The following is a 22,307-nucleotide window of genomic DNA, read 5'->3' on the forward strand; positions in this document are numbered from 1 at the left end:
TGTGCTCATGCCCTATTATTGGCGAGCACGTTCATGGTGGCTGTAGCTCAGTTGGCAGAGCACCGGGTTGTGGTCCCGGGTGTCGTGGGTTCAAATCCCATCAGTCACCCCATGCGAGCAGTTCAGCCCCGGTCCGAAGGACCGGGGCTGAACTGTGTCAGCCCTTGTCCGCGGCCGCCAGGGCCGCGGTGAGCGACTCGTTCTGCGCCTTGAGCGCGTTGATCTCCTCCTGCAGCCGGGTCACCTCGGCATGGGTCTCCGTGCGCACCGCGCGGATCTCGGCGAGGATCGGCTCGGTCTCGACGGTCCCGCCGCCGGCCTGGATCACCGCCGTCAGCGCCTGGATGGCGGCGAGCGCGGCCTGGTCGCGAGCCTCGTCTGCGACCGCCGCGGCGATCAGCTGCTGCACGCCGGCGCTGGCGGTCACCGAGTGGGCCGCGGCGATCGCGAGAACGGTGTCGCGCGCCTGGCCGTTGAGGAAGGGCGCGCCGGCGTTCTGCGAGATCCGCCACTGGTCCGCCGGTGCCTGATCGATGAAGGTCCAGGTGTTGGCCATGTCGTCTCCTGTCATGCCGCGCATGCGGGCGAGGGGGTCGTACCCGTCGGCTCGGGTGTCGTTGTCCGCGTCGGACCGGCCCGAGACGTGGACGTGTCCCCTGTCGGTGGAGGACCTGGTGGTCCGCTGCAGGGGGTTGGCGCTGCTCGTCCACCGTTCCTGACGGCAGACGCCGTCCTCGTCGGTCCAGTTGATGTACTTGATCCACATGGCACCGGGCACCCCGGCGTCACGGTCGCGGATCATCTGCCGGGCGATGTCGGCGTTCTCCTTGCGGTGCGTTCTGGAGTCCGAGCGCGGCATGATGTCCAGCCCGCGGGCCTTCCACCGCTGGTTCGGGCCCGGCCAGCCTGTCGCCGAGTAGGGTGTGTGGTCCTCGGGGGGCTCGGCCTTCTGGTGGCTCTCGTCCGGGAAGTCCCAGACGGTGATGCCGTGGCCGAGCAGTGTGGCCTGGACCGCTCGTGCCGGGCGGATCAAGGTGTACGGCCGGCCGGCTCTGATCCAGTCGCGATAGCCCTGCGATGCCATCTGATCCCGTCCCTTCCATCCATGCTCCTCAAACCTATGCGTCACGGTCGTGGTGCGCACCGGCGCCCGGGCGACATTCGGCCGGACGTCGCGGCGAGTGTGGCCGCCCGTACACGCGAAACGGCCCCCGTCTACAAGACGGGGGCCGTTGCGGTCAGATACGTCTACAAGGGGAGCATCGCCAGCCGCGCATGCCACTCGCCGCCGATCTTCTCCGTGTCGGAGCCGACCAGCAGGCCGTACGGGGTCGCGAGCAGGGCCCTGGCGCCGACCCCACGCGGCTCGCGGCGAGGGTTGAACGAGGTCGCCTTGCCGGTGACCGGGTCGATCGCGGCGATACCGGGCCGGCTGACGGCGCCCTTGCCGGCGGTCTCCTTGCCGAACGGGTTGTCCATCCAGCGCTGGTGGCCGCCGACGTACACGGCGGCGCCGGTGTCGGCGACCGAGTACAGCGAGTCCCCGCCGGTCCAGTTGGTCCAGATCGGCTTGTGCATGCCGGTGCCGCGCAGGTCGAAGCGGGCGGCGGTGTCGCACATGAGGTGGTCGCCCCACTTGCGGCCGGTCGTGACGACCGTGGCGTAGGTGCCGGTCGGGTCGAAGTCGATGCCCCGCAGGTAGGTCTCGAATCCGGCGCGGCACGGCTTGGTGTAGACGTCGGTGTACCAGTCGGCGAGCCGGGCCGAGTTCGACGCGTTCTCGATGACGACGAGCTGGGCGCGGTACTGGCCGAACGCCTGCTCCACGGCGCCCACGGCGGCGAGCCGGTTGCCGTCGGGGCTGATCGCGAGGTCCTCGAGCTTGACCCGGGTGAGGTTCGGCGCGGCGAGCTTGGCGTCGAACGTCGTGTCGGCCAGGCCGCTGGTGGCGTTGAGGCGGGCCAGCCCGACCCGCTTCTGGTCGCCGATGGAGCTGAACGAGCCGGCGGCGAACAGCCACGGACCGTACGTGACGAGGCTGCGCACGTCGCCCCAGTTGATCTGACCGGTGAACGCCGGCACCCGCTTGCCGTCCGCGAGGCTGAGCTGCGCGAGGCCGCGCTGCGAGCCGCCGCCGATCTTCTGGAACGCGCCGCCGGCGTACACGGTGTTGTTGGGCCCGGCGGCGAGCGTGAGGACCGTGTCGTCGGCCTCCGGTGCGAACGGCAGGATCTCGCCGGTGGTCATCCGGTACGCGAAGATGTTCTTGCGCTTGAGCTTCGCACTCTTCTTGGCCGGGACGACCGTGGTGAAGTCGCCGCCGACCACGACGACGTCCCCGACGAGCGCGAACGCACGCACCTCGCCGTCCAGGACGTTCGGCGTGTTGTCGGCGGGGTTCGTCGACACGGTCGTGGCGTGGTTGAGCGCCGCCGAGGCGGGGATCGCGACCGCGAACGCGGCCAGTGCGGTAGCGGCGGCGGCGATCAATCGTCGGCGCATACGTGCGGCTCCTTCGTCAGTTGCCAGGGAAGCGCCCAACATGGGGCGCATACCCGACTAACGAAGGAAAGTTACCTAAGACACTATCTGTCCGATTCTGCCGGACGGGCCCTCTTCGGGTGCGTTGACCATGAAATGGGCGGCGCGCTCCAGGTACTCCCACAGCACGGCCTCGGCCTCGGGCTCCAGGGCGATCGCGTCGACCGCCCGCCGCATCTGCCGCAGCCACGCGTCGCGCTCGGCCGGGCCGATCACGAACGGCGCGTGCCGCATCCGCAGCCGGGGGTGGCCGCGGGCCTCCGAATAGGTGCTGGGGCCGCCCCAGTACTGGATCAGGAAGAGACGGAACCGCTCGTTGGCCGGCCCGAGGTCTTCTTCCGGATACAGCGGCCGCAGGATCGGGTCGTCGGCCACGCCGGCGTAGAACTCGTCGACCAGCTTGCGGAACGTCGGCTCGCCGCCGACGAGCTCGTAGAAGTTCGGGGAGGACGTCACCCGTCAACTATGCCGCGACCGTGGCTCAACGAGCGCGGCGGGAGCGCGCCGAGGTCCGTCGTGCGCTCGCTGAGGTCGACCGTGCGCTCCTCCGGGTCGGGGACCGGCGTCCGGCGCTGGGCCGGGCCGCGCTCCGCGGCTCCGGGAGCGGCGTCGGGCGTCCGGCGCGGCACCGGGCTGGGCGACGGGCTGGGCGACGGGCTGGGCGACGGGCGCGAGCGGCGGGCCGGGAGGGGCGCGCGGCCGAGGTCGATGGTGACCTCTCCGAAGTCCTCGTCGGAGGTGTGGCTGGCGGCGTGCGTGTCGGCCGCGACCTGGACCTTGTTGGCGGCGATGGCGTCGGCGATCGTGGCGTGCGCCGGCCAGGTGGCGACGATGACCGCCATCACGACCACGCCCGCGATCGCGAAGTAGCCGACCACCTGCGGCAGCGGGTTGTGGGTGGCGAGCCAGCCCGTGAAGAGGATCGAGCCGCCCTGGATGAGGTGCACGCCGCTCTGCATCACGCCGAACGCGCGCGCCCGGTACGCCGGCGGCAGCACCTGCACGAACAGCCCGTTGGTGGCCGGGAGCGTCCCGGACAGGGCGGCGCCGGAGATCAGGGTCATCGCGAGGACCCCGTAGATGTTGAGGTCGAACAGCGCCGGCACCAGCGCCAGTGGCGTGAGCAGGGAGAACGGCCGGATGTAGGCGTTGCGGCGCTGCGGCTTGACCAGCCAGGTCATCACGATGCTGCCGGCGACGAAGCCGGCCGCCGCGGCGACCATGATGGTGCCGAGGTAGACGGCGTTGGGGCCGCCGGCGAGGTCGGCCGACCAGGCCGCGGCGAGGCCCTCGGGCACGACGCCGAAGCAGACCCCGCAGAAGACGACGAGCGCGATCGAGCGCATCACCGGCGAGCGGAACACGACCGTGTAGCCCTCGGCGGTCTCCCGCAGCAGATTGCTGCGCTTGTCGGCGGTGAGGCTCGGCGTGCGCTCCTGCACCCGGAACGCGACCAGGAGGGCGGAGACGCCGAAGCTGGCGGCGTTGAGCAGCAGCGCGTACCGGGAGTCGACGGCGGTCAGCGCGGCACCCACCGCGTACCCGGCGATGAGCGCGAACTGGCCGGACGTGCGCTGCAGGGTCAGCGCGGTGACGTACTGCTCGCCCTGCAGGATGCGCGGCAGCAGCGCGGAGCGGGCGCTGTCGAACGGCGGGCTCAGCAGCGCGCTGATGAACAGCAGCCCGATCAGGGCGCCGACCGGCAGGCCGCCGAAGACCGCGAGCGCGGTCATGATGGCCATCCGGATCAGGTCCGACAGGATCATGATCTTGCGGTACGAGTGCCGCTCGGTGATCGCGGACAGCACCGCGCCGATGCCGAGCCATGGCAGGTAGCTGATCGCGAACGCCGCCGCCGACGCGATCGGCGACTCCGTGCGCAGATAGACCAGTGCGATGACGGCCGCCCGGGCGGTGCTGTCGCCGAACCAGGACAGTGCGCTGGCGGTGAACACCGCGCGGTACTCGCGGTCGGCCAGCACCTCCCGGGCGCCGGCCGGGCGTTCGGCGGACTCGTCGGGATCGGACACCGGTGGAGCCCCCTTTCCATCGGTCACGACAGCGGCGTCGAGCGTTCGCGGGCGCGGCCGAGCCGGCCTGTTTCGGCGTCGAGAGGGGTCGAACGACGCCGGACCGGGACACTGTGCAGCGATGCACCTGAACGAACGGACGATAACCGACTAGCCACCCGATGCGCGACCCTACCCAGTGGGCTGGTTGCAAGTGACCGCAAGATCGACAAAACCGGCGGTACGGTCAGACTCAGGTCGGTCCGCCCGGACCGGTGTCGGGGCCGCCGTCCGCGGGCGGGCGGATGAACATGCGCGAGGCGTTGATCTGCGCCGTGATCCCGGCCTTCTCCAGGGACTCCGTGAGCCTGCGCCGCAGCTCCCGGCCGACGCGCCACTGCGCCTCGGTCGACGTCTTGACGGTCGTGCGCAGCACGGCGCCCTCGACCGTGAGCTGCTCGACCCCCAGCACGGTGGGCGGGTCGATGAAGTCCTCGACGAACTCGGGGTCCTCCGCGACCGCCGTGGCGGCCTCGCGCAGCACCGCGGTGGCCTGGTCGACCGCGACGAAGCCGACCGGCACGTCGATGTTCACCACGGCCCAGCCCTGGCTCTTGTTGCCGACCCGGACGATCTCGCCGTTGCGCACGTACCAGACGACGCCGGCACCGTCACGGATCGTGGTGATCCGCAGGCCGACCGCCTCGACGGTGCCCACGGTCTCGCCGATGTCGACCACGTCGCCGATGCCGTACTGGTCCTCCAGCAGCATGAACAGGCCGGCGATGAAGTCCTTCACCAGGTTCTGCGCGCCGAAGCCGATCGCCAGGCCGGCGATCCCGGCGCTGGCCAGCAGCGGCCCCAGGTTGAGGCCGATCTCACCGAGCACCAGCATGGTCGCGATGCTGAACACGACCGCCGAGGCGATGCTGCGCAGCACCGAGCCGAGCGCCCGGGCCCGCTGGTTGCGCCGCTCCCACGGCGCGGTGAGCGCGTTGGGCAGCCGCCGGCGCAGCGGGCGCAGCAGCGAGCCGCCCGTCTCGTTGTCCGAGACCGTGTGCCGGATGAGGCGGTCGACGGCCCGGTGGATGATCCAGCGGATGAGGAACGCGAGGAAGATGATCAGCGCGATGGTCAGCGGCTTGACCAGGATCCAGTAGCTGCTCTCGGCCAGCCAGGTGATCTTCGTCTGCTCGTACACGAACTCGCAGAACCCGTTGTCGGAGCAGCTCGGGGTTGGTTCGGGCGCCTCGAGGGGCGCGAAGGCCAGCAGGCTGCTCAACAAACACTCCTTGCAAACAGTGCGAACCGGGGTGAGTCCACACAAACACCCGCGGCGGGGGGCGAAGGTTCACTCGCCGGCCGCAAATAGTACGTGCAATCCGAGGATCTATCAGGGACGATTAGCTCACGGACCCCCGCCTCGGTGGCCCGCCACACAGACCTTCTTCAGGGAGTTTCCTTCACGCACTAGGGGGACGGCGATGCCTGACATACGACCCGCACGAGTATCGGGTGCGCTGGTTTTGAATGCCACCTACGAGCCCCTGTGTGTCGTGTCTGTCAGACGTGCCACCATCCTGGTCCTCACTTCGAAGGCTGTCTGTGTCGCCGACGGTGAGGGCATCCTGCACAGTGCGATGAACGAGCTCCCGGTCCCCTCCGTGGTCAGGCTCACGCGCTACGTGCGCGTTCCGTACCGCACCCACATAGGCCTGTCGCGCCGGGGCATCTTCGCCCGCGACGGCTGGCGGTGCGCCTACTGCCGCGGCCCGGCCGAGACCATCGACCACGTGATGCCACGCAGCCGTGGCGGGCGGCACGCCTGGGACAACGTCGTCGCCGCCTGCGCCCGCTGCAACCACACCAAAGGTGACAAAACGCCAGCCGAACTCGGCTGGCGTTTGCTTACCAGCCCCCACGCGCCCAAGGGCGTCGCGTGGCGGGTCCTCGGTCACCGCACCCCCGACCCGCGCTGGGCGGACTGGCTCGACATCCCGATGGACAGCCAGCAGCTCGCCGCCTGACCGCATCACGTGACCCGTCCGGCGGCTGCTGCGTACTCACGGTAGGAGCCGCTGGTCAGGATACAGGTTCTGGATGCCGGCCTCGGCGGTGATCCTGGCCCCTTCCAGCGCGGCGTATCCGCCGAGGATCGGTGGCGTGCCGACCTGGAAGCACCCGATCGACTCGACCGGGTCGTAGCCGGCGCCCATGGCGAACTGGTCCCGCTGGCCGAACCAGCCCCAGATCGGCTGCCGCAGCCGTTGCTGCAGGTCGCGCCGCACGTACAGGAACGCCGGCGCGCCGGGTCCGGCGTTGAGGTACTTGTATGTGCACCCGACCGCCAGGTCCGCCCCCGACTCCCGCAGCGGCACCGGCACCGAACCGGCGGAGTGGCACAGATCCCACAGTGTGAGGGCCCCCACCCGGTGCGCGGCAGTGGTGATCGCCACCATGTCGGCGATCGCGCCCGACCGGTACGCCACGTGCGACAGACACACCAGCGCGACGTCGTCGCCCAGCGCGCTCGCGACCCGCGCCGGGTCGATGCCCTCGTCGATGTCGGTCCGCACGACCCGCAGGTCGAGGTTCCGGGCCGAGGCCAGACCCTCCAGGACGTAACGGTCGGTAGGGAAGTTGTCGTCATCGGTCACGATGACGATCCGGTGCGGGTTCGCGTCCAGGGCCGCGGAGGCCAGCTTGAACAGGTTCACGCTGGACGAGTCGGACAGGACGACCTCGCCGTCGCCGACGCCCAGCACGCCTGCGGCGATCACGTCACCGGCCTGTCCGGCCAGGTCGATCCACCTGTCCCCAGCCGCGGACGAGCTCGCCGCCCCACTCCCGGTCGATCGCGTCGCGCAGCCGGTCACGCGTCGTGAGCGGCAGCCGCCCGAGCGAGTTGCCGTCGAAGTACACGAGCTGCTCGTCGGCGATGTGGAAACGCGCGCTGAAGTGACCGATCGGGTCCTGCGCGTCACGCGTTTCGGCATACTGGCGGCTGAGGTCCATGGCACCGACGGTATCGTCTGCGAAGATCGGCAAGACCCCCGGCAACGCGCTGGTCATCGTGGACCGCTAACGTGAAGCCGGTCTTTTAGTCCCTTCGACGCCTGGGGGCGTTGATCTTGTCCATCATCGAGACGACGCTGATCTTCGTCGGTATTCCGGCCGCGGTCATCGTGCTCATCGCGGGCGCCAACTACGCCGGCAGCGCCCGGCGCGGCAAGCGTTACCGGCCGGGCCGGCCGTTCGAGTTCACGCCGGTCTGGTTCCTGTCCGTGCCCGAGCAGGTGACGCGGGCGGCGAAGGCCCGCGAGCTCACCGGCGCGCGGCGGGCCGAGCTGACCGCGGGTGCGCCGGGCGTGACCGAGTGGTCCGGCGACCGGGCGCAGCCGCACGCCATGGGAGGCGCAAGTGACCGGTGGTAACGGAGCTGGCCTGAAGGGCCAGCCCGACGTCCTCAACGGGCCGTTCACCACGCGCCAGCTGCTGCGCCTCGACGAGGCACTGCGCCTGGCCGACTCCTCGACCGGCCTCACCTTCAGCATCTACGTCGGCGACCTCGAGGAGCCGGTGCGCGGCCACGCCGAGCAGCTGCACGCCCAGCTCGCCGACCCGCCGCACTCCGTGCTCATCGCGGTGTCGCCCAACCAGCGCATCCTCGAGATCGTCACCGGTGGCGAGGCGCGCCGCCGCCTCCCGGACCGCGCCGCCAAGCTGGCCGCCCTGTCCATGGCGGCCGCCTTCGGCGGCGGCGACCTCGCCGGCGGCCTGGTCGCCGGCCTGTCCCAGCTCGCCGATCACGCCGGTCGCCACTGACCGCACCACCGCTCTTCGCGCGCGGCGGGCCCTCTCCGGGGACCCGCCGCGCGTCGCTTTGGAGGGTCACCCGGCGCCCTGTCGGATATGTCCGCTGCGCGAACATATCCGACTTATCGGCATTTGGCGGGCGGACTCTGGCGTCCGCGATGATCCGGAAGGGTTGTTGCCGTCCAGGCGACAAGAAGTCTTCCGGATCATGAGAAGCGCCGCGGGTGCGCAAAGAGCGAAGGACGGAGCCGACCGGCTCCGTCCTTCGCTCGAACGGCGTGAGGGCAGGGCGTCAGCCGGCGGCGGCGTCCTTGGCGCGGGCCTTCAGGGCGCGGACGATGCCGTCGCGGCCCTCGCCGACCAGGCGGCGCAGCGGCGCGGGGCGGCCGGACTCGGCGAGCCAGGCCTCCGTGCGGGCGACAGTGTCCTCGCTGACCTGGAACGACGGGTAGCCGAGCTCGACGAACTCGGCGGCCGGCTCCGAGTCGCGCTGCTCCCACACGGTCGTCAGCGCGTCGAAGAACGCGGGCAGGAACGGTGCCGTGAGGGCCACCTGCGCCGAGTGCTGGAAGCCCTGCAGCATCGACCGCTGCAGCCAGTTGGGCAGGTGGTGGTCCTCGACCAGGCGGCGCCAGGTCTCGGCCTTCGACTCGGCGGTCGGGACGAGGGCGCGGGCGAGGGCGGCCTGCCGCTCGCCGCTGGCCGTGCGGTCGCGGTCCAGCTCGGTCTCGATCTGCGCCGGGTCGGCCGCGCCGTTGGCGATGAGGGCGTGCAGGATGCCCCAGCGCAGGTCCGCCTGGATGGTGAGACCGGAGGGGACGTCGACGCCGTCGAGCCAGCCCGTCAGCACCGCGAGGTCTTCGGGGGTACGAGCCGCCGCGGCGAACGAACGGGCCCAGGCGAGCTGGAAGCCGCTGCTGGGCTGGGCGTCGCGGAGGGCGGTCCGGGCGGTGGCGGCGAGGATGCGCCAGCCCTCCGGGGCCCAGGCCGGGTCGGCGTAGAAGACGAGCGCCGACTGCGCCTGCCGGATGGTCGCGGTGACCAGGTTGATGTCGCGCTCGGCGGGCAGGCCCGACGCGATCAGCTTGATGTAGTCGCGGACGGCGAGCTCGGCGTCGCGGACCATGTCCCACGCCGCGGTCCAGACCAGCGCCCGGGCCAGGGAGTTGTCCATGCCGAGGATGTGGTCGGCGACGGTGTCCATCGAGCGCGGGTCCAGGCGCAGCTTCGCGTACGTGAGGTCGTCGTCGTTGAGCAGCAGGACGTCGGCGGCGCGGCGGCCGGCGAGGGTGGTGATCTCGGTGCGCTCGCCGTCGACGTCGGCCTCGACCAGCTCCCGGCGGATCAGGCCGTCGTCGGTCACGTCGTACAGGCCGATGCCGATGCGGTGGGTGCGCAGCGTCGGGTAGGCGGCGGGCGCCTCCTGCACGACGACGACCTGCTCATACGTGCCGTCGGCGGCGATGGTCAGCTCGGGGCGCAGGGTGTTGACCTGCGCGGTCTCCAGCCACTGCGCGGCGAACTTGCGCAGCTCCTTGCCGGAGGCGGCCTCCAGGGCCGACAGCAGGTCGTCGAAGGTGGCGTTGCCCCACTGGTGCTGCTGGAAGTACGCGCGGAGGCCGGTCGTGAAGGCGTCGATCCCCACGTACGCGACGAGCTGCTTGACGACGCTGGCGCCCTTGGCGTAGGTGATGCCGTCGAAGTTGACCTCGACCGCCTCGACGTCGGGCATCTCGCAGTAGACGGGGTGGGTGGAGGACAGCTGGTCCTGCCGGTAGCCCCAGTTCTTGCGGATGGACAGGAACGTCGTCCACGCGTCGGTGAAGCGGGTCGCGCGGGTGTTGCACCAGTGGCTGGCCCACTCCGCGAACGACTCGTTGAGCCACAGGTCGTCCCACCAGCGCATGGTGACGAGGTCGCCGAACCACATGTGGGCGAGCTCGTGCAGGATCGTGTTGGCCCGCTGCTCGTACTCGAAGTCGGTGACGGGGGAGCGGAAGATGTAGTGCTGCTCGGCGTGCACGACGCAGCCGAAGTTCTCCATCGCGCCCGCGTTGAACTCCGGCGAGTACACCTGGTCGTACTTCGGCAGCGGATACCGGATGCCGAACTCCTGGTGGAAGAAGTCGAAGCCCTGCTTGGTGATCAGCAGGATGTCGTCGGCGTCCAGGTACTGCTTCATCGACTGCCGGCAGAAGACGCCCATGTCGATGCCGTCGTGGCTGTCGCGCACCTCGTGGTACGGCCCGGCGCAGACCGCCGTGACGTAGGTGCTCATCCGCGGCGTGGGCGGGAAGTGCACGGTGAGGCCGTCGCGCCGCTCCGGCGGCATGTTGGAGATGACCTTCCAGTGCGCCGGCGCCGTCACGTGGAACGTGAAGCTGGCCTTCAGGTCGGGCTGGTCGAAGCAGGCGTAGACCCGCTGCGCGTCGGTCGTCTCGAACTGGCTGTAGAGATACACCTCCTTGTCGACCGGGTCGACGCTGCGGTGCAGCCCCTGGCCGGTCGTCGAGTAGGTGCCCACGGACTCGATGATCAGGACGTTCGTGGCGGCGAGGCCGGGCAGGCGCAGCCCGGTCTGCGGGGACCACTCCGACGTGTCCAGGACGGCGCCGTTGAGCGTCGCGCTGACCACCTCGGTGGCCGCCAGCTCGATGAAGGTCTCCGCGCCCGGCTCGGTGCACGAGAAGCGCACCTCGGTGGTCGTGCGGAACGTGCCCTCACCTGGGTAGCCGGCGCCGTCCGTCAGGTCGAGACTGATGTCGTACGCCGCAACGTCGAGCAGGCGGGCCCGATCGACCGCCTCAACCTGGCGTAGGTTGCGTACACCGGCCACGTGTCGTCTCCTGTCGTTCGCTGTGGCCGTCCCCGTCGACGGCGCCATCTCAGAGTCTTCCACGTCACTGGCGGACACCGGAGGAGTGGCTCAGGTCACCCCAAGGTCGCCTGGCACCCGAGGCCCACAGAACGTAAGGATCGAATCGGATTCCCGGCTCTTTCAGTAGCGTTGCTGTAGGGCTTCTCTTGAGTGAGGTGTCGCCGCCAATGGCAGAAGAGCGAATCATCGCAGACATGTGGTTCGACCCGCGGTGCCCGTGGGCCTGGATCACTTCCCGCTGGCTGCTCCAGGTGGAGCAGGTTCGCCCAGTTGACGTGCGGTTTCATGTCATGAGTCTGTCGATCCTCAACGAGGGTCGCGACGATCTGCCGGACCGATACAAAGAGGGTCTGGCCAAGGGTTGGGGGCCGGTCCGGGTGGCGATCGCCGCCGAGCAGAAGTTCGGCAACGACGTGCTCCGCCCGCTGTACACGGCGCTCGGCACCCGGATCCACCACGAGCAGCAGGAGCTCGGGCCGGAGCTGTACGAGGCCGCGCTCGTCGAGGCGGGCCTGCCGGCGCAGCTCGCGGAGTACGCCGACACCACCGAGCTCGACGAGCAACTGCGGGAGAGCCACTTCGCCGGCATGAACCCGGTCGGCATGGACGTCGGCACGCCCGTCATCCACGTGCCGGGCGTGGACGGCGAGCTGATCGCGTTCTTCGGTCCGGTCGTCACGCCGGCGCCGAAGGGTGAGGCCGCCGGCCGGCTGTGGGACGGCACGCTCCTGGTCGCCGGCACGCCCGGCTTCTACGAGATCAAGCGGACCCGCGACGTGGGCCCCGTCTTCGACTGATGCGGAAGCGGTAGGCTGCCTACCTGTGCGGCGGTTCCTGACTCCCCGGTGGGTGCTCTGGCATGTCCTGGCGCTCGCCGGGGTGGCCGTGTGCCTGCTCGCCGGCCGCTGGCAGTACCAGCGGGCGACCGCGGGCAACATGCTGAGCTGGGCTTACACCGTACAGTGGCCGCTGTTTGCGCTTTTTGTGGTGTTTTTGTGGGTGCGGGCCGTCCGGGACGTCCTCGGGCCGAGGCCGGCGAAGACCCAGGAGCCGCTGCGCCCCAGGGCCGCGCCGGCCGCCCGCCGGCCCGCCACCGCCGACGATGATCCAGAGCTCGCCGAGTACAACCGCATGCTGGCCTGGCTCGCCGCCAACCCCGACCGCCGACCCGGCGACTTCCCAGGATGAGGTTCCCGTGCCCCTGAACAACGCGCTCGTTCGCTTCCGGATCATCGCCTGGATCGTCGGCGTGCTGCTGGTCGTGCTCACCGTCGGCACCGTGCTGAAGTACGCCGCCGACGAGGAGACGATCGTGGCGTTCGTCGGCCCCGCGCACGGCTTCCTCTACATGGCCTACCTGGTGCTCGCCGCCGACCTGGCCCGCCGCGCGAAGTTCAAGCTCGGCTTCACGCTGCTGGTGCTGCTGGCCGGCACGGTGCCGTTCCTGTCGTTCGTGGCGGAGCGGGTCGTGACCCGCCGGGTCCAGTCAGCCCGACCCCTTGTAGGAAGCGCCGTGTGAGTCGACGCAGTGCTCGGCGTCGAGCGTGTGGTCGACCTGCAGCGTGGTGTGCCTGATCGCGTAGCGCTCCCGGAGCCGCTCCTCGATCGCCTCGCGCACCGCGTGGCAGTCGCCCGCCGGCGCCACCAGCACGTGCGCGGACAGCGCCGGATAGCCGGAGGTGACCTGCCAGACGTGCAGGTCGTGCAGCTCGACCACGCCCGGCACGCCGACCAGCTCGCGGCCGAGGGCCGTCGGGTCCATCCCGGCCGGCGCCGCCTCCAGGAAGATCCGGCCCGACTCGCGGACCAGCCCGAGCCCTGAGCGCACCATCAGCGCCGCCACCACCAGCGAGGCGATCGCATCGGCCCGGTGGAAGCCGGTGAGCAGCACGACCAGGCCGGCCGCAGCGGCCGCGACGAAGGCGAACAGGTCCGTCAGTACGTGCTGGAACGCGCCCTCGATGTTGAGGCTGGAGCGGTCGGCCCGGCCGAGGACCCACACCACCAGCAGGTTGACGGCGATGCCCGCCAGGGCCGTGACCAGGACCGCGCCGCCGCCCACCGTGGGCGGGTGCACCAGCCGGACGACCGCCTCGTAGCCGATCCAGACGGCCAGCAGGAGCAGGGTCAGCCCGTTCGCCTGCGCGGAGAGGATCTCGGCGCGCTTCAGCCCGAACGTGAACCCGCCCGAGGGCGGCCGCGCCGCCAGCCGGGTCGCGAACAGGGCCAGGGCGATCGCCGCGGCGTCCGACAGCATGTGCGCCGCGTCGGACAGCAGTGCCAGTGAGTCGACCAGGACGCCGACCGTCACCTCGACCGCCATGAAGCCGATGATCAACGCCAGCGCGACACCCAGCAGCCGCCGGTCGGCGCCGGCCGACGGGGCGTGGTGGTGATGGTCGTGGCCGTGGTCATGACCCATGTCGGCAATCCTATGCGTACTTCGCTATATGACGGCAGCGTTGCAGGGCCTGTTTCTGTCACTGTGAGCCGGGGCATCAAACCAGTACGACGTTGTAATGCGCTCAAGGAGGGCTGGTCCGTGGGCATGGAAATCCGGCTGTCGCTCTCGTTGCCGCGCGATCGGTCCACCGTCCCGCTGACCCGCCGCGTGCTCGACGCCGCGCTGGGCGTGTTCTCCGTCACGCGGGACTGCCGCGACGACATCGGGCTCGCCGTCGGGGAGGCCTGCGCCAACGCCGTGCAGCACGCCGGCGCCGACTACCAGGTCACCGTCACGATCCACGAGGACCGCTGCGTCATCGACGTGGTCGACGAGGGGGTCGGGATGTCCGCCGATGCCGTCCCCTCCGCGGAGTCCGCGTCGTCCGCGGACCCCGACATCGCGGAGAGCGGCCGCGGGCTGCGGATCATCCACGCGCTCGCGGACATGGTCGAGCTGCGCCGCCACCAGCCGCACGGGGTGGCGCTGCGGATCGTGAAGATGCTGACGAGGGTGAACCCGGCGACCGCCTGATCTCACCCTCTGATCATTCCTGCCCGTCCTGGTGATTTCTGGACAGAACCGTGCCGTCGATCGCCGCACGGGTCTGCAATGGACCCGCACAGCCGGTGCGACTCCGGCACATCTGGGCACCGTTGCGCAGTGTGCAACGTCACCCCGCGAAAGCCGGAGGGCCCACGTCATGACCACGCCGACCATCCCCGTCGAGACCCGCTGGACGGTGCAGGAGCGCGCCTGGAAGCAGGAGCTGCCCGACCTGCCTGACGACGTCATCGCGCTGCTGGCCCCACCCGTCGTGGTCAGCGCGTCCACCATCGCGGGACGCACCGTCCCCCGCACCGCCCCGCGGGATGTCTGAGCTATACCGTTTCGTTCATGACGGTTGCGTACCCGATCGCCCACGCCTGGCTGTCCGCCGGAGGTACCGGCGCGCAGAACTACGACGAGTTCGCCGACGACGCGGAGATCACCGCGATCATCGCGGCCAACCCGTCCAGCGCGCTCGCCATCGAGATGCCCCACCGGGCGCCGGACAACATCGGCCGCTCCTTCACCGACAGCCTCCCCGACGCCGTGAGCCGCCTCCAGGCGGCCAAGGACGCCGGGCACTACACCGCCGCCGACGACGTGGTCGTGCTGTACCGGATCACGTCGCCCGACGGCGCCCGGGCCTACGGCCTGTGGTGCATGGTCGCCACCGACCAGATCTCCACCAGTGCCGACGAGCCCGGCGCCGTGATCCGCAACGAGGACGTCTTCATCGAGAAGGTCCGTGAGCGGGTCGCCCTCGCCGAGGCCACCCAGCACCTGCTGTCGCCGGTGCTCCTGCTGCAGACCGCGCACGGCGAGGCGCTGCACACGGCCATCGCCCAGGCGATCACCCATGCCGGCAGCCCGGCGGTCACCGACATCGACCCCGCCGGCCGCAGCCACGAGATCTGGGCCGTCGGCGCCGGCACGACCCGCGACCGGCTCCTGGCGCTCGCCGGCGGCGGTGAGCTCGTCGTCGCCGACGGCAACCACCGCAGCCTCGCCGCGCAGACCGCGGGCTACCCGCGCTTCCTCGCCGTGGTCACCACGCCCGAGTCGGTGGCGATCCAGCCGTACAACCGCCTGGTCTCCGAGCTTCCCGTCGGCGTGTCCTTCGGGGGCACCGCGCTGGACGCCGCCGAGGTGCCCGCCTCCGGTGGGCGCGTCCACCTGTACACGCGGGACGGCGCCTGGTCCGTCGAGCTTCCCCGCGACGCGGACGGCAGCGTCGTCGACAACCTCGACCACGCCCTCGTGGAGCGCCGGCTCTTCGCCGAGACCCTCGGCCTCGACCCGGGCGACAAGCGCATCACGTACGTCGGCGGCGACTACCCCGCCTCGTGGCTGCGTGACGAGGTGGACGCGGGGCGCGCCGAGCTGGCCGTGCTCATCGCCCCCGTCACCGTCGACGACTTCGTCGCGGTCAACCTCGCCCGGCAGAAGATGCCCCGCAAGAGCACCTGGTTCACCCCGAAGGCACGCGCCGGGCTCGTCGTCGCCCAACTGTCGTAGCTTCACCCGATCGTGGTAGACACTAGGCCGCTTCGTCTACGGCCTGGGGTGTGCACATGCAGATCTTCATCGCGGCGATGGTCGCCGCCCTCGGTATCGGCGCCTTCGCCGCCGCCGCCCTCGTCTGGGACCGGCGGCGGCACTGGGGCCTCACCGGGGGCGCCACCGCCGGATGGGTGGCCGGGCTGCTCTTCGTCGGCCTCGCCCTGCTGGTGGGTTCCTGCCTGGGCCTGATCCAGTTCTGACAGACTTCCCGGTATGCGCGTCTATCTTGGTTCGGACCATGCCGGCTACGAGCTGAAAGTGCACCTGGTCGGCGCCCTGCAGCTGCAGGGTTACGAGGTCGTCGACGTCGGCCCGGCGAAGTTCGACCCCGACGACGACTACCCGGCGTTCTGCTTCCACACCGGCGCCCGCGTCGTCGCCGACCCCGGCAGCCTCGGCGTCGTCATCGGCGGCTCGGGCAACGGGGAGCAGATCGCGGCCAACAAGGTCCCCGGCGTCAGGGCCGCTCTGGCGTGGAACCTGGACACCGCGCGCCTCGGCCGCGAGCACAACGACGCCAACATCGTGGCCGTCGGCGCCCGCCAGCACACGCTCGACGAGGCCACCGCCCTCGTGACGGAGTTCCTGTCCACGTCCTTCTCCGGCAACGAGCGTCACGCCCGCCGGATCGCGCAGGTCCTGGAGTACGACACCACCCGCGTCCTCCCTCCGCTCCCCGAGTCCTGACGGCCGGCGCGCCCTCTTCGAATCGACGCTGCGCGATCCACCCCCGAATCGATCACTCGAACGGGTGGGTCGCGCTGTCGGTTACGGGACCGGGTGTGCGGGGGATGGTTCGAGGTGGGTTTCGAGGTGGGTCAGGTGCGGGGGCGGTGGCCGGGGCGGGTCAGCTCCTCGCGGGGGACCCAGCCGCGGCGGATGATCTGCAGGTCGCGCTCGGCGGCGGCGAGGTCGTCGTCGGTGGGGCGGGCGGCGTCGCGGGCGCGCATGGCGGCGGAGACGCTCACCTGGGACGCGCCGCCGCCGACGAGGCCGCGCAGGCCGCGCTCGGAGACCACCTCGTCGTGGTGGTGATGGTGGTGGGTGTCGTGGTGGTGGTGATCGTGGTCGCGGTCGTGCTCGTCCCTGCTGGGCTGCCGGTCGGCGTGGTGGGGGTCGGCGTCCGCGGTCTCGGGGTCGTGGACGTTCGCGGTCATGGCGAACGCGCCTGACAGCTCCGCGAGCTGGGCCGGGCTCGGCGGGGCCGGGCTGGTCGGCGCGGTGCTCGGCACGGGTGCCGCTTGCGTCCGTTGCGGCGGTGCCGTGCTCGGCCTAGGCGCCGCACCGGTCCCTTGCGGAGGTGCGGGTGTCGCTGCCGCCCCGTGCGCGGGCCCGGCGGGCAGGGTCGGGCCGGCCGGGTCGGAGGGGGGCGCGGTGGAAGGGGTGGCGCCGTGCGGAGCCGTGCCTGAGGGCGCCTCCTGGCCGCTGCCGGAAGGCCGGGCGGCCGATGCGAGATCAGCCGGGGAGACGGCCTGAGCGGTGGCGGCGGGAGGGCCGGAGGTCGGCTGGGTGCTGACCGGAGGGTGGATCGGCGGCCGGGGCACGGGTGGGTGAGGTTTCGCCGGCACGTCAGCCGCCGGGACCTCCGCCGCCGGGGCCCCTGCCGTCGGGATTCCTGCCGTCGGCGGATCCGCTGCCGGCGCCTCCGCCGCAGGCGCGTCGGGGGGTGCGGCGTCGGCTGGTCGTACATCGGCCGCTGACGCCTCAGCAGCGGTGTCGCCGGTGGAGTCCGGGTCGTCCGCGACGGGTGGCTGGGCGTCGGCGGTCACCGGTTGGTGATGCCGCATGCGGCGCCGCCGGCGCTGGATCCCACCCACACCACAGACCCTACCCGTTTCGCGCCCCGGAGCAGAGGGATCAGAAGATCTCGATCGATGCCGGGGTGACGTGCCAGCCGAACGCGGTGCTCGCCGCGGCGACCGCGCCGGGGCGGTGCTCCTGGACGCGGCCGGTGGCGGCGAGCGCGCCGAGCTTCGTGCCGCCGAGGTAGGCGGCGCCGAGGTCGGTGACGTCGCAGGTGAGGTCGGCGGGGGCGTCGGTCGGGGAGCAGTTGACCAGGGCACCGCCGGCGCCGGCGCGCAGGCGCCAGCGGCCCGCGTTCGCCGGCAGGAGCGAGTCGGTGACCTCGATGACGACGTCGACGGGGGCGGCATACCTGCGGGAGGTCAGCGCCCTCGGCAGGTCCACGATCCGCAGCCACAGGCCGTCGCCGACCTTGCCCGCCAGACGGCGGGGCTCGTCGACGAGGTGGAAGATCGGCTCGTCGACGCTGGAGAGACCCATGACGACGGTGCGGGTGAGGTCGACGCCGAGCAGGAAGCGCCACAGTGCGGCGTAGGCGTCGGGCGTCGCGGCGACCAGCTCCACGACGTTGACCTCGCCATTCGGGCCGCTGTCGTCCCACTGGTTGCGGACGCGGTAGCGGGTGTACCCGTCGACGACCCCGTCCGCGTTCTCGAACAGCACGGCACGCGTCGCCGTGTGCCCGTCGCGCTCGGACTCCAGGTCGGTGGTGAGGAACGTCCACCAGGCGTCGCTGCGGGAGGACAGGCCGGGGCGGCCGGCGAGCGCCCGCGCGTACACCTCCGACAGCTCCTTGAGCACCTCGGTGGGCGCCGCGCCGCGCAGGCGGCCCGCGCCGGTGCCGACGGCGCCACGGATCGCGACCTCGCGGCGGTCGGCGCGGATGGTGAGGTTCTGCGACGCGAGGCCGTAGCCGAACCGCTGGTAGATGCGGCCCTCCGAGGCCCACAGCACCGCGACCGCCTCCGGCACGGTGGTGAGCTGCTCGGTCATCATGCGGCGCAGCAGGCCCTGGCGGGTGTGCACGGGAGAGACGGTCACCGCGGTCACGTGGGCGGCGGGGATGACGGCACCGGGCACGGCGAGGTCGCGGGTGAGCGCGCCGGCGGTGCCGACGATCCGCCCGTCCGACTCCGTCAGCAGGTACCGCGCCGGGTCGATCACCAGGTGGAGCTTGCTGCCCGGGTCGGGGGCGCCGAGCCCGTTGAAGTTGGACCGGATCACCTCACGCATGGCGGGAAGGTCGGCGGTTGTCGCGGCGCGCAGCGAGTATCCGGTCACGCAGTCGTGTCTACCTCGTGACCTCCACTGAGCGCGACCGATTTCGTGGCGTGGTTACCCTCGGAAGTGACCGACAGCAAGTGTCCGGGGGCGGGAAGTTCGTCTGGGGGGAGTCGCGCGATGACGCAGGGTGCGTTGCTGGACCTCGTGTGTGGTCCGGCGAGCCCTTTGCCCGAGACGTTCCAGCGCTATCGGCTCGTCGCCCACCTGGGGTCCGGCGGCCAGGCAGACGTCTATCGAGCGGTGCGCATCTGCGGCGGGGTGACGTCCGCGCCGATGACCGTGAAGGTGTTCCGGATCGACCCGCAGCGGCCGATCGCCGACGAGCTGCGCTCGTGGGACAAGGGCGACGCCGCCCTCATGGACCTCAACAACCGGGGCGTCGCCGGCATCTGCCGGCGCGCCGACGGCTTCTACGGGCCGCCGCCGCACCGTCCGGGGGAGCGGCCGGCGCCCGGTGACGCCGTGCCGTACCAGGTCTACGACTATCTGCACGGGGTCAACCTGCGCGAATACATCGCGCAGCGGGCCGGCATGGCACCCGGTGGCCGCCGGCTCAACGCCGTCACCGCGCTCAAGACGCTCGGGTCGGTGCTGCAGGCGCTGCACTACCCGCAGCAGTCCGGCGCGACCGCCGTCCTGCACATGGACGTCAAGCCGTCCAACCTCATGGTCCTCGCGACCGGCGAGGTGCGCCTGATCGACTTCACCGGCGCCCGGTACTTCCGCGAGGAGGAGATCACCCAGATCGCCTACACCCCGGAGTCCGGCGGCCCGGAGGCGTTCGGCGGCGTGAAGCACGTCGGTCCCGCCTACGACGTGCACGGCTACGGCGCGGTCGCCTACTTCCTGGTCACCGGCGCGTATCCGCGGGTCGACGGCCGGGCCGACCAGCGCAACCCGCAGGAGGCCTCGCCGCCGCAGTGGAACGTGCTGCGCCGCCACCCGCTGCTGGAGCGCATCCCGGCCCTGCGGGACCACCTGCACGCGCCGCTCGCCGACCGCCCGTCGGAGCGCCCCGACACCCGCGAGCTGCCGTCGTGGCTGGCCCACCTGGCGGAGCTGGTGCGCCGGTCCGGGCTGCCCGACGTCGGCTGCGACTGGGTCGAGCCGGAGGCGTCGGAGACGTCGCGGGCCGTCGGCCGGGCCAGGCCCTCCGTCACGGGCACCGAGACCGACGCGTACCAGCGCATCGAACGCCTGGAGCGTGAGCTGGTCGCGCTTCGCGCCAGTTCCCTGGCCCCGACGGCGGCCCCGACGGCGTTCTACGCCACGCCACCCGTTTCCGCGCCGCCGGTCTCCTCCGCGCCGCCGGTGTCCGCGCCGCCTGTCTCCGGTGCGCCGGTCTCACCCGGCGCCAGCGGGGTCGCCGTCTCCGACGCCGGCGTGCCGCAGATGCGCGGCCGGGCGAAGGTGGTCCACCGACCGGCCCCCGACCCGACCGGCATGATGCCCTCCGAGCCCGAGTTCGAGCGCCCCGTGTACCGGCCGGAGCCCGGCGAACGGGCCCGCACTCTCAAGATCGGCTGGGAGCTGACCGGCACCGGCGCGTTCATCGCGTTCATCTGCTGGGGCCTCTGGGCGCTGGACAGCGACGGCAGCCTCACCGGCCCGTTCATCGCGTTCATGGTCGTCCTCGGCGTCGCCGTGGGCGTGTTCGCCCTCACCCGGCTCGTCGGCCGGCTCGTGCTGGAGCAGCGCTTCGGCCGGATCCGCCGCAGCGCGAAGGGCGCCCACGCGCTCACCGGCCTCTTCCTGACCGGGGCCGGCATCGCCTACCTGCGCGAGGTCGGCTGGTTCATGGACTTCTGGACGTGGCTGACGGGCCTGTCCGGGTGAGGCGCTGGCAGCCCGGCCGGGTGAGGCGCTGGCGCCGCCGCACCACCCACACCCTGGAAGGCCTGATCAACTTCCGCGACCTCGGCGGCCTGCCCGCCGCCGGCGGCGCGGTCCGCCCCGGCCGCCTCTTCCGCAGCGACTCCCTCGCGTACGCCACCGACGCCGACGCCACCCACCTGCTGAAGGACCTGCGCGTCGCCACCGTCATCGACCTGCGCGGCGAGTACGAGGTGGCCCACCTGGGCCGCGGGTTCGTCGCGACCGCCCCGGTCGACTACGTCTCCGCCCCGATCGCCGACGTCAGCGGCGCCGCCGACCTCGTGGGCCACTACGTCGCGATGCTCACCGAGAAGGGCGACGTCCTCGCCTCCACGGTCCGCCTCCTGTCCACCTCCTCGACCCTGCCGGCCGTCTTCCACTGCGAGGCCGGCTGCGACCGCACGGGCGTGCTGGCCGCGGTGGTCCTCGGCCTCCTGGGCGTCCCCGACGAGGTCATCGCCGCCGACTACGCCGCCACGGCCGCCGCGATGCCGCGCATCCACGAGCGGGTCTCGGTCGTCGTCGACCGTCTCGGCCTCCCGCCCCGCCCCGCCTCGGTCCTGGACTGGACCCCGGAGGCGACGATGATGCTGCGGACGCTGGAGGTGGTGAAGGACCGCTGGGGCTCGATCCAGGACTGGGCCCACACGTATGGGCTGAAGGACGACGACCTCTCCGCCTTGCGCGCCGCGCTGGTCGCCTGACGTTCAGGCCGCGCGGCCGATCTTCGACATGGACAGCTCCACGCCGATGGCCGGACGGTCGGCGGTGCTGGCCGGATCGCTGATCACGGCGACGCAGAGGTCGGTCGCGGCCGGCAGGCCGAGCCGGCGCACCGGGCGGCACGACTGGGATTCGGTCTCGTCCCACAGCGCAAGGCCGGCCACCGCCGTGCCCCAGCCCTTGGTCTCCTGCAGGTGCCGCCGGAGGCCCTCGATGAGGTCGGCGGTGGAGTCCCCTGCGGTGCCGGTGACGCGGTAGTACCGCCAGCAGGCGAAGCCGCGCTGGTCGCAGCCGTCGCAGCCGTCGGGGCCGTCGGGGCCGGTGGCGCTGGTCGCGGTCAGGCCGGCGGGCAGCGGGAACAGCTCATCCGCGGACGGCCCGCCGACCTGGTTCCACGAGACCACGCCGACGCCGCAGGCGAACAGCAGTGCCGCGCAGGCCATCAGCGTGGGGACGATCCGGAACGGCTGGGACCGCCCGGCCGCCACCAGCAGCGTGACGCTGCCGGGGACGAGGTACCACATCAGGGTCGGCCAGACGATGCTCCGGTCGCCAAGCTCCCCGGGCAGCGTCCACTGGATCGTGGCGATCGCGGCGAGCAGGAACAGCGCGATCCCCAGCGCCGCCGGAACACGTGGCACGAACAGGCACCACGCCGCCAGCGGCAGCCACGCGAAGACGACCACGGGCCCGATGGCATCGGTCGACAGCCGCCACCCCACCGCCACGGCGACCGCCAGCCCCACCGCCGGCAACCCGATCCGCCACCAGAGATCCTTCGCCATGGCGGACATCAAAGCAGCGTCGATACGTCGGCGCTGCCCCG

Annotated in this window: 25 protein-coding genes and 1 tRNA gene; 14 read left to right on the forward strand and 12 right to left on the reverse strand. The window is 71.6% G+C overall.

The window, feature by feature from the left end; translation table 11 throughout:
* Window positions 1–36: 36 nt before the first annotated feature.
* Window positions 37–112, forward strand: a tRNA-His gene (locus ACFY3L_RS46430).
* 45 nt (window positions 113–157) lie between these two features.
* Here ACFY3L_RS46430 and ACFY3L_RS46435 read toward each other — a convergent pair.
* The 5 genes from ACFY3L_RS46435 to ACFY3L_RS46455 form a co-directional block, all read right to left on the reverse strand.
* Window positions 158–1,084 carry a hypothetical protein gene (locus ACFY3L_RS46435; RefSeq protein ID WP_389339887.1) on the reverse strand — a complete coding sequence of 309 codons (927 nt, stop codon included), beginning with the start codon at window positions 1,082–1,084 and terminating at the stop codon, window positions 158–160.
* A gap of 164 nt (window positions 1,085–1,248) precedes the next feature.
* A complete protein-coding gene (locus ACFY3L_RS46440) occupies window positions 1,249–2,502 on the reverse strand; it encodes a PKD domain containing protein (protein WP_389339889.1) in 1,254 nt (417 codons plus the stop codon).
* Between the two features lie 75 nt (window positions 2,503–2,577).
* The gene (locus ACFY3L_RS46445) at window positions 2,578–2,997 is read right to left on the reverse strand and encodes a globin (RefSeq protein ID WP_389339891.1); all 420 of its coding nucleotides are present in this window, start codon (window positions 2,995–2,997) and stop codon (window positions 2,578–2,580) included.
* The gene (locus tag ACFY3L_RS46450) at window positions 2,994–4,571 is read right to left on the reverse strand and encodes an MFS transporter (RefSeq protein WP_389339893.1); all 1,578 of its coding nucleotides are present in this window, start codon (window positions 4,569–4,571) and stop codon (window positions 2,994–2,996) included. The genes ACFY3L_RS46445 and ACFY3L_RS46450 overlap by 4 nt, the downstream gene beginning before the upstream one ends.
* A 232-nt stretch (window positions 4,572–4,803) precedes the next feature.
* Window positions 4,804–5,832 (reverse strand): mechanosensitive ion channel family protein, encoded by a 1,029-nt coding sequence (locus ACFY3L_RS46455; RefSeq protein WP_389339895.1) that lies wholly within the window; start codon window positions 5,830–5,832, stop codon window positions 4,804–4,806.
* Window positions 5,833–6,034: 202 nt separating this feature from the next.
* On the opposite strand from ACFY3L_RS46455, the gene ACFY3L_RS46460 reads away from it, so the two are divergent.
* Window positions 6,035–6,577: an HNH endonuclease gene (locus tag ACFY3L_RS46460; RefSeq protein ID WP_389339897.1), complete on the forward strand. Its 543-nt coding sequence runs from the start codon at window positions 6,035–6,037 to the stop codon at window positions 6,575–6,577.
* Between the two features lie 36 nt (window positions 6,578–6,613).
* On the opposite strand, the gene ACFY3L_RS46465 is transcribed toward ACFY3L_RS46460, so the two are convergent.
* Together ACFY3L_RS46465 and ACFY3L_RS46470 are read right to left on the reverse strand one after the other, a co-directional pair.
* Complete coding sequence (locus ACFY3L_RS46465; protein ID WP_389339899.1) at window positions 6,614–7,330, reverse strand: aminotransferase class V-fold PLP-dependent enzyme; 717 nt, start codon at window positions 7,328–7,330, stop codon at window positions 6,614–6,616.
* Window position 7,331: 1 nt separating this feature from the next.
* Window positions 7,332–7,622, reverse strand: a complete 291-nt coding sequence (locus ACFY3L_RS46470) for a hypothetical protein (protein ID WP_389339901.1) — start codon at window positions 7,620–7,622, stop codon at window positions 7,332–7,334.
* Window positions 7,623–7,681: 59 nt separating this feature from the next.
* Here ACFY3L_RS46470 and ACFY3L_RS46475 point away from each other — a divergent pair, with 59 nt between their 5' ends.
* Window positions 7,682–7,984, forward strand: coding sequence for a hypothetical protein (locus tag ACFY3L_RS46475; RefSeq protein ID WP_389339903.1), 303 nt, complete (start codon window positions 7,682–7,684; stop codon window positions 7,982–7,984).
* Entirely contained in the window at window positions 7,971–8,375 is a 405-nt protein-coding gene (locus ACFY3L_RS46480) for a DUF5130 family protein (RefSeq protein ID WP_389339905.1), read from the forward strand. Before ACFY3L_RS46475 ends, ACFY3L_RS46480 begins: the two co-directional genes overlap by 14 nt.
* 283 nt (window positions 8,376–8,658) lie before the next feature.
* On the opposite strand, the gene pepN is transcribed toward ACFY3L_RS46480, so the two are convergent.
* Window positions 8,659–11,250, reverse strand: coding sequence for an aminopeptidase N (gene pepN / locus ACFY3L_RS46485; RefSeq protein WP_389339961.1), 2,592 nt, complete (start codon window positions 11,248–11,250; stop codon window positions 8,659–8,661).
* A 161-nt stretch (window positions 11,251–11,411) separates the two neighbouring features.
* On the opposite strand from pepN, the gene ACFY3L_RS46490 reads away from it, so the two are divergent.
* From ACFY3L_RS46490 to ACFY3L_RS46500, 3 genes are read left to right on the forward strand one after another with little or no spacing between them, the layout of a single operon-like run.
* Complete coding sequence (locus ACFY3L_RS46490; RefSeq protein WP_389339907.1) at window positions 11,412–12,041, forward strand: disulfide bond formation protein DsbA; 630 nt, start codon at window positions 11,412–11,414, stop codon at window positions 12,039–12,041.
* Between the two features lie 25 nt (window positions 12,042–12,066).
* Window positions 12,067–12,432, forward strand: coding sequence for a hypothetical protein (locus tag ACFY3L_RS46495; RefSeq protein ID WP_389339909.1), 366 nt, complete (start codon window positions 12,067–12,069; stop codon window positions 12,430–12,432).
* A gap of 13 nt (window positions 12,433–12,445) precedes the next feature.
* Window positions 12,446–12,763 carry a DUF3817 domain-containing protein gene (locus ACFY3L_RS46500; protein WP_389339963.1) on the forward strand — a complete coding sequence of 106 codons (318 nt, stop codon included), beginning with the start codon at window positions 12,446–12,448 and terminating at the stop codon, window positions 12,761–12,763.
* Here ACFY3L_RS46500 and ACFY3L_RS46505 read toward each other — a convergent pair.
* Complete coding sequence (locus tag ACFY3L_RS46505) at window positions 12,731–13,666, reverse strand: cation diffusion facilitator family transporter (protein ID WP_389339911.1); 936 nt, start codon at window positions 13,664–13,666, stop codon at window positions 12,731–12,733. The genes ACFY3L_RS46500 and ACFY3L_RS46505 overlap by 33 nt on opposite strands.
* Window positions 13,667–13,792: 126 nt before the next feature.
* On the opposite strand from ACFY3L_RS46505, the gene ACFY3L_RS46510 reads away from it, so the two are divergent.
* From ACFY3L_RS46510 to ACFY3L_RS46530, 5 genes are all read left to right on the forward strand, one after another.
* Window positions 13,793–14,221 (forward strand): ATP-binding protein, encoded by a 429-nt coding sequence (locus ACFY3L_RS46510; protein WP_389339965.1) that lies wholly within the window; start codon window positions 13,793–13,795, stop codon window positions 14,219–14,221.
* Window positions 14,222–14,390: 169 nt separating this feature from the next.
* Window positions 14,391–14,567: a hypothetical protein gene (locus tag ACFY3L_RS46515; RefSeq protein ID WP_389339913.1), complete on the forward strand. Its 177-nt coding sequence runs from the start codon at window positions 14,391–14,393 to the stop codon at window positions 14,565–14,567.
* 17 nt (window positions 14,568–14,584) lie between these two features.
* Entirely contained in the window at window positions 14,585–15,751 is a 1,167-nt protein-coding gene (locus ACFY3L_RS46520; protein ID WP_389339915.1) for a DUF1015 family protein, read from the forward strand.
* Between the two features lie 56 nt (window positions 15,752–15,807).
* Complete coding sequence (locus ACFY3L_RS46525) at window positions 15,808–15,996, forward strand: hypothetical protein (protein ID WP_389339917.1); 189 nt, start codon at window positions 15,808–15,810, stop codon at window positions 15,994–15,996.
* Window positions 15,997–16,009: 13 nt separating this feature from the next.
* Window positions 16,010–16,483, forward strand: coding sequence for a ribose-5-phosphate isomerase (locus ACFY3L_RS46530; RefSeq protein ID WP_389339919.1), 474 nt, complete (start codon window positions 16,010–16,012; stop codon window positions 16,481–16,483).
* A 131-nt stretch (window positions 16,484–16,614) separates the two neighbouring features.
* On the opposite strand, the gene ACFY3L_RS46535 is transcribed toward ACFY3L_RS46530, so the two are convergent.
* Together ACFY3L_RS46535 and ACFY3L_RS46540 are read right to left on the reverse strand one after the other, a co-directional pair.
* Entirely contained in the window at window positions 16,615–17,028 is a 414-nt protein-coding gene (locus ACFY3L_RS46535) for a hypothetical protein (protein ID WP_389339921.1), read from the reverse strand.
* Between the two features lie 625 nt (window positions 17,029–17,653).
* A complete protein-coding gene (locus ACFY3L_RS46540) occupies window positions 17,654–18,880 on the reverse strand; it encodes a GNAT family N-acetyltransferase (RefSeq protein WP_389339923.1) in 1,227 nt (408 codons plus the stop codon).
* A 120-nt stretch (window positions 18,881–19,000) separates the two neighbouring features.
* On the opposite strand from ACFY3L_RS46540, the gene ACFY3L_RS46545 reads away from it, so the two are divergent.
* Both ACFY3L_RS46545 and ACFY3L_RS46550 read left to right on the forward strand, forming a co-directional pair.
* Complete coding sequence (locus tag ACFY3L_RS46545) at window positions 19,001–20,719, forward strand: serine/threonine protein kinase (RefSeq protein ID WP_389339925.1); 1,719 nt, start codon at window positions 19,001–19,003, stop codon at window positions 20,717–20,719.
* 20 nt (window positions 20,720–20,739) lie between these two features.
* On the forward strand, window positions 20,740–21,462 hold the full coding sequence (locus ACFY3L_RS46550) for a tyrosine-protein phosphatase (protein ID WP_389339927.1): 723 nt from the start codon (window positions 20,740–20,742) through the stop codon (window positions 21,460–21,462).
* 3 nt (window positions 21,463–21,465) lie between these two features.
* Here ACFY3L_RS46550 and ACFY3L_RS46555 read toward each other — a convergent pair whose 3' ends face one another.
* A complete protein-coding gene (locus ACFY3L_RS46555) occupies window positions 21,466–22,266 on the reverse strand; it encodes a hypothetical protein (RefSeq protein ID WP_389339929.1) in 801 nt (266 codons plus the stop codon).
* Window positions 22,267–22,307 lie beyond the last annotated feature (41 nt).

The sequence above is a fragment of the Dactylosporangium sp. NPDC000521 genome (genome assembly GCF_042898305.1).
GTDB lineage: Bacteria > Actinomycetota > Actinomycetes > Mycobacteriales > Micromonosporaceae > Dactylosporangium.

Bases quoted from the DNA above. Each gene is read 5' to 3' on its own strand.
- ACFY3L_RS46555 (WP_389339929.1), bottom strand. From the start codon at position 22,266: ATGGCGAAGGATCTCTGGTGGCGGATCGGGTTGCCGGCGGTGGGGCTG.
- ACFY3L_RS46460 (WP_389339897.1), top strand. From the start codon at position 6,035: ATGCCTGACATACGACCCGCACGAGTATCGGGTGCGCTGGTTTTGAAT.
- ACFY3L_RS46530 (WP_389339919.1), top strand. From the start codon at position 16,010: ATGCGCGTCTATCTTGGTTCGGACCATGCCGGCTACGAGCTGAAAGTG.
- ACFY3L_RS46510 (WP_389339965.1), top strand. From the start codon at position 13,793: ATGGAAATCCGGCTGTCGCTCTCGTTGCCGCGCGATCGGTCCACCGTC.
- ACFY3L_RS46490 (WP_389339907.1), top strand. From the start codon at position 11,412: ATGGCAGAAGAGCGAATCATCGCAGACATGTGGTTCGACCCGCGGTGC.
- pepN (WP_389339961.1), bottom strand. From the start codon at position 11,250: ATGGCGCCGTCGACGGGGACGGCCACAGCGAACGACAGGAGACGACAC.
- ACFY3L_RS46525 (WP_389339917.1), top strand. From the start codon at position 15,808: ATGCAGATCTTCATCGCGGCGATGGTCGCCGCCCTCGGTATCGGCGCC.
- ACFY3L_RS46470 (WP_389339901.1), bottom strand. From the start codon at position 7,622: ATGACCAGCGCGTTGCCGGGGGTCTTGCCGATCTTCGCAGACGATACC.
- ACFY3L_RS46520 (WP_389339915.1), top strand. From the start codon at position 14,585: ATGACGGTTGCGTACCCGATCGCCCACGCCTGGCTGTCCGCCGGAGGT.
- ACFY3L_RS46435 (WP_389339887.1), bottom strand. From the start codon at position 1,084: ATGGCATCGCAGGGCTATCGCGACTGGATCAGAGCCGGCCGGCCGTAC.
- ACFY3L_RS46440 (WP_389339889.1), bottom strand. From the start codon at position 2,502: ATGCGCCGACGATTGATCGCCGCCGCCGCTACCGCACTGGCCGCGTTC.
- ACFY3L_RS46515 (WP_389339913.1), top strand. From the start codon at position 14,391: ATGACCACGCCGACCATCCCCGTCGAGACCCGCTGGACGGTGCAGGAG.
- ACFY3L_RS46545 (WP_389339925.1), top strand. From the start codon at position 19,001: ATGACGCAGGGTGCGTTGCTGGACCTCGTGTGTGGTCCGGCGAGCCCT.
- ACFY3L_RS46505 (WP_389339911.1), bottom strand. From the start codon at position 13,666: ATGGGTCATGACCACGGCCACGACCATCACCACCACGCCCCGTCGGCC.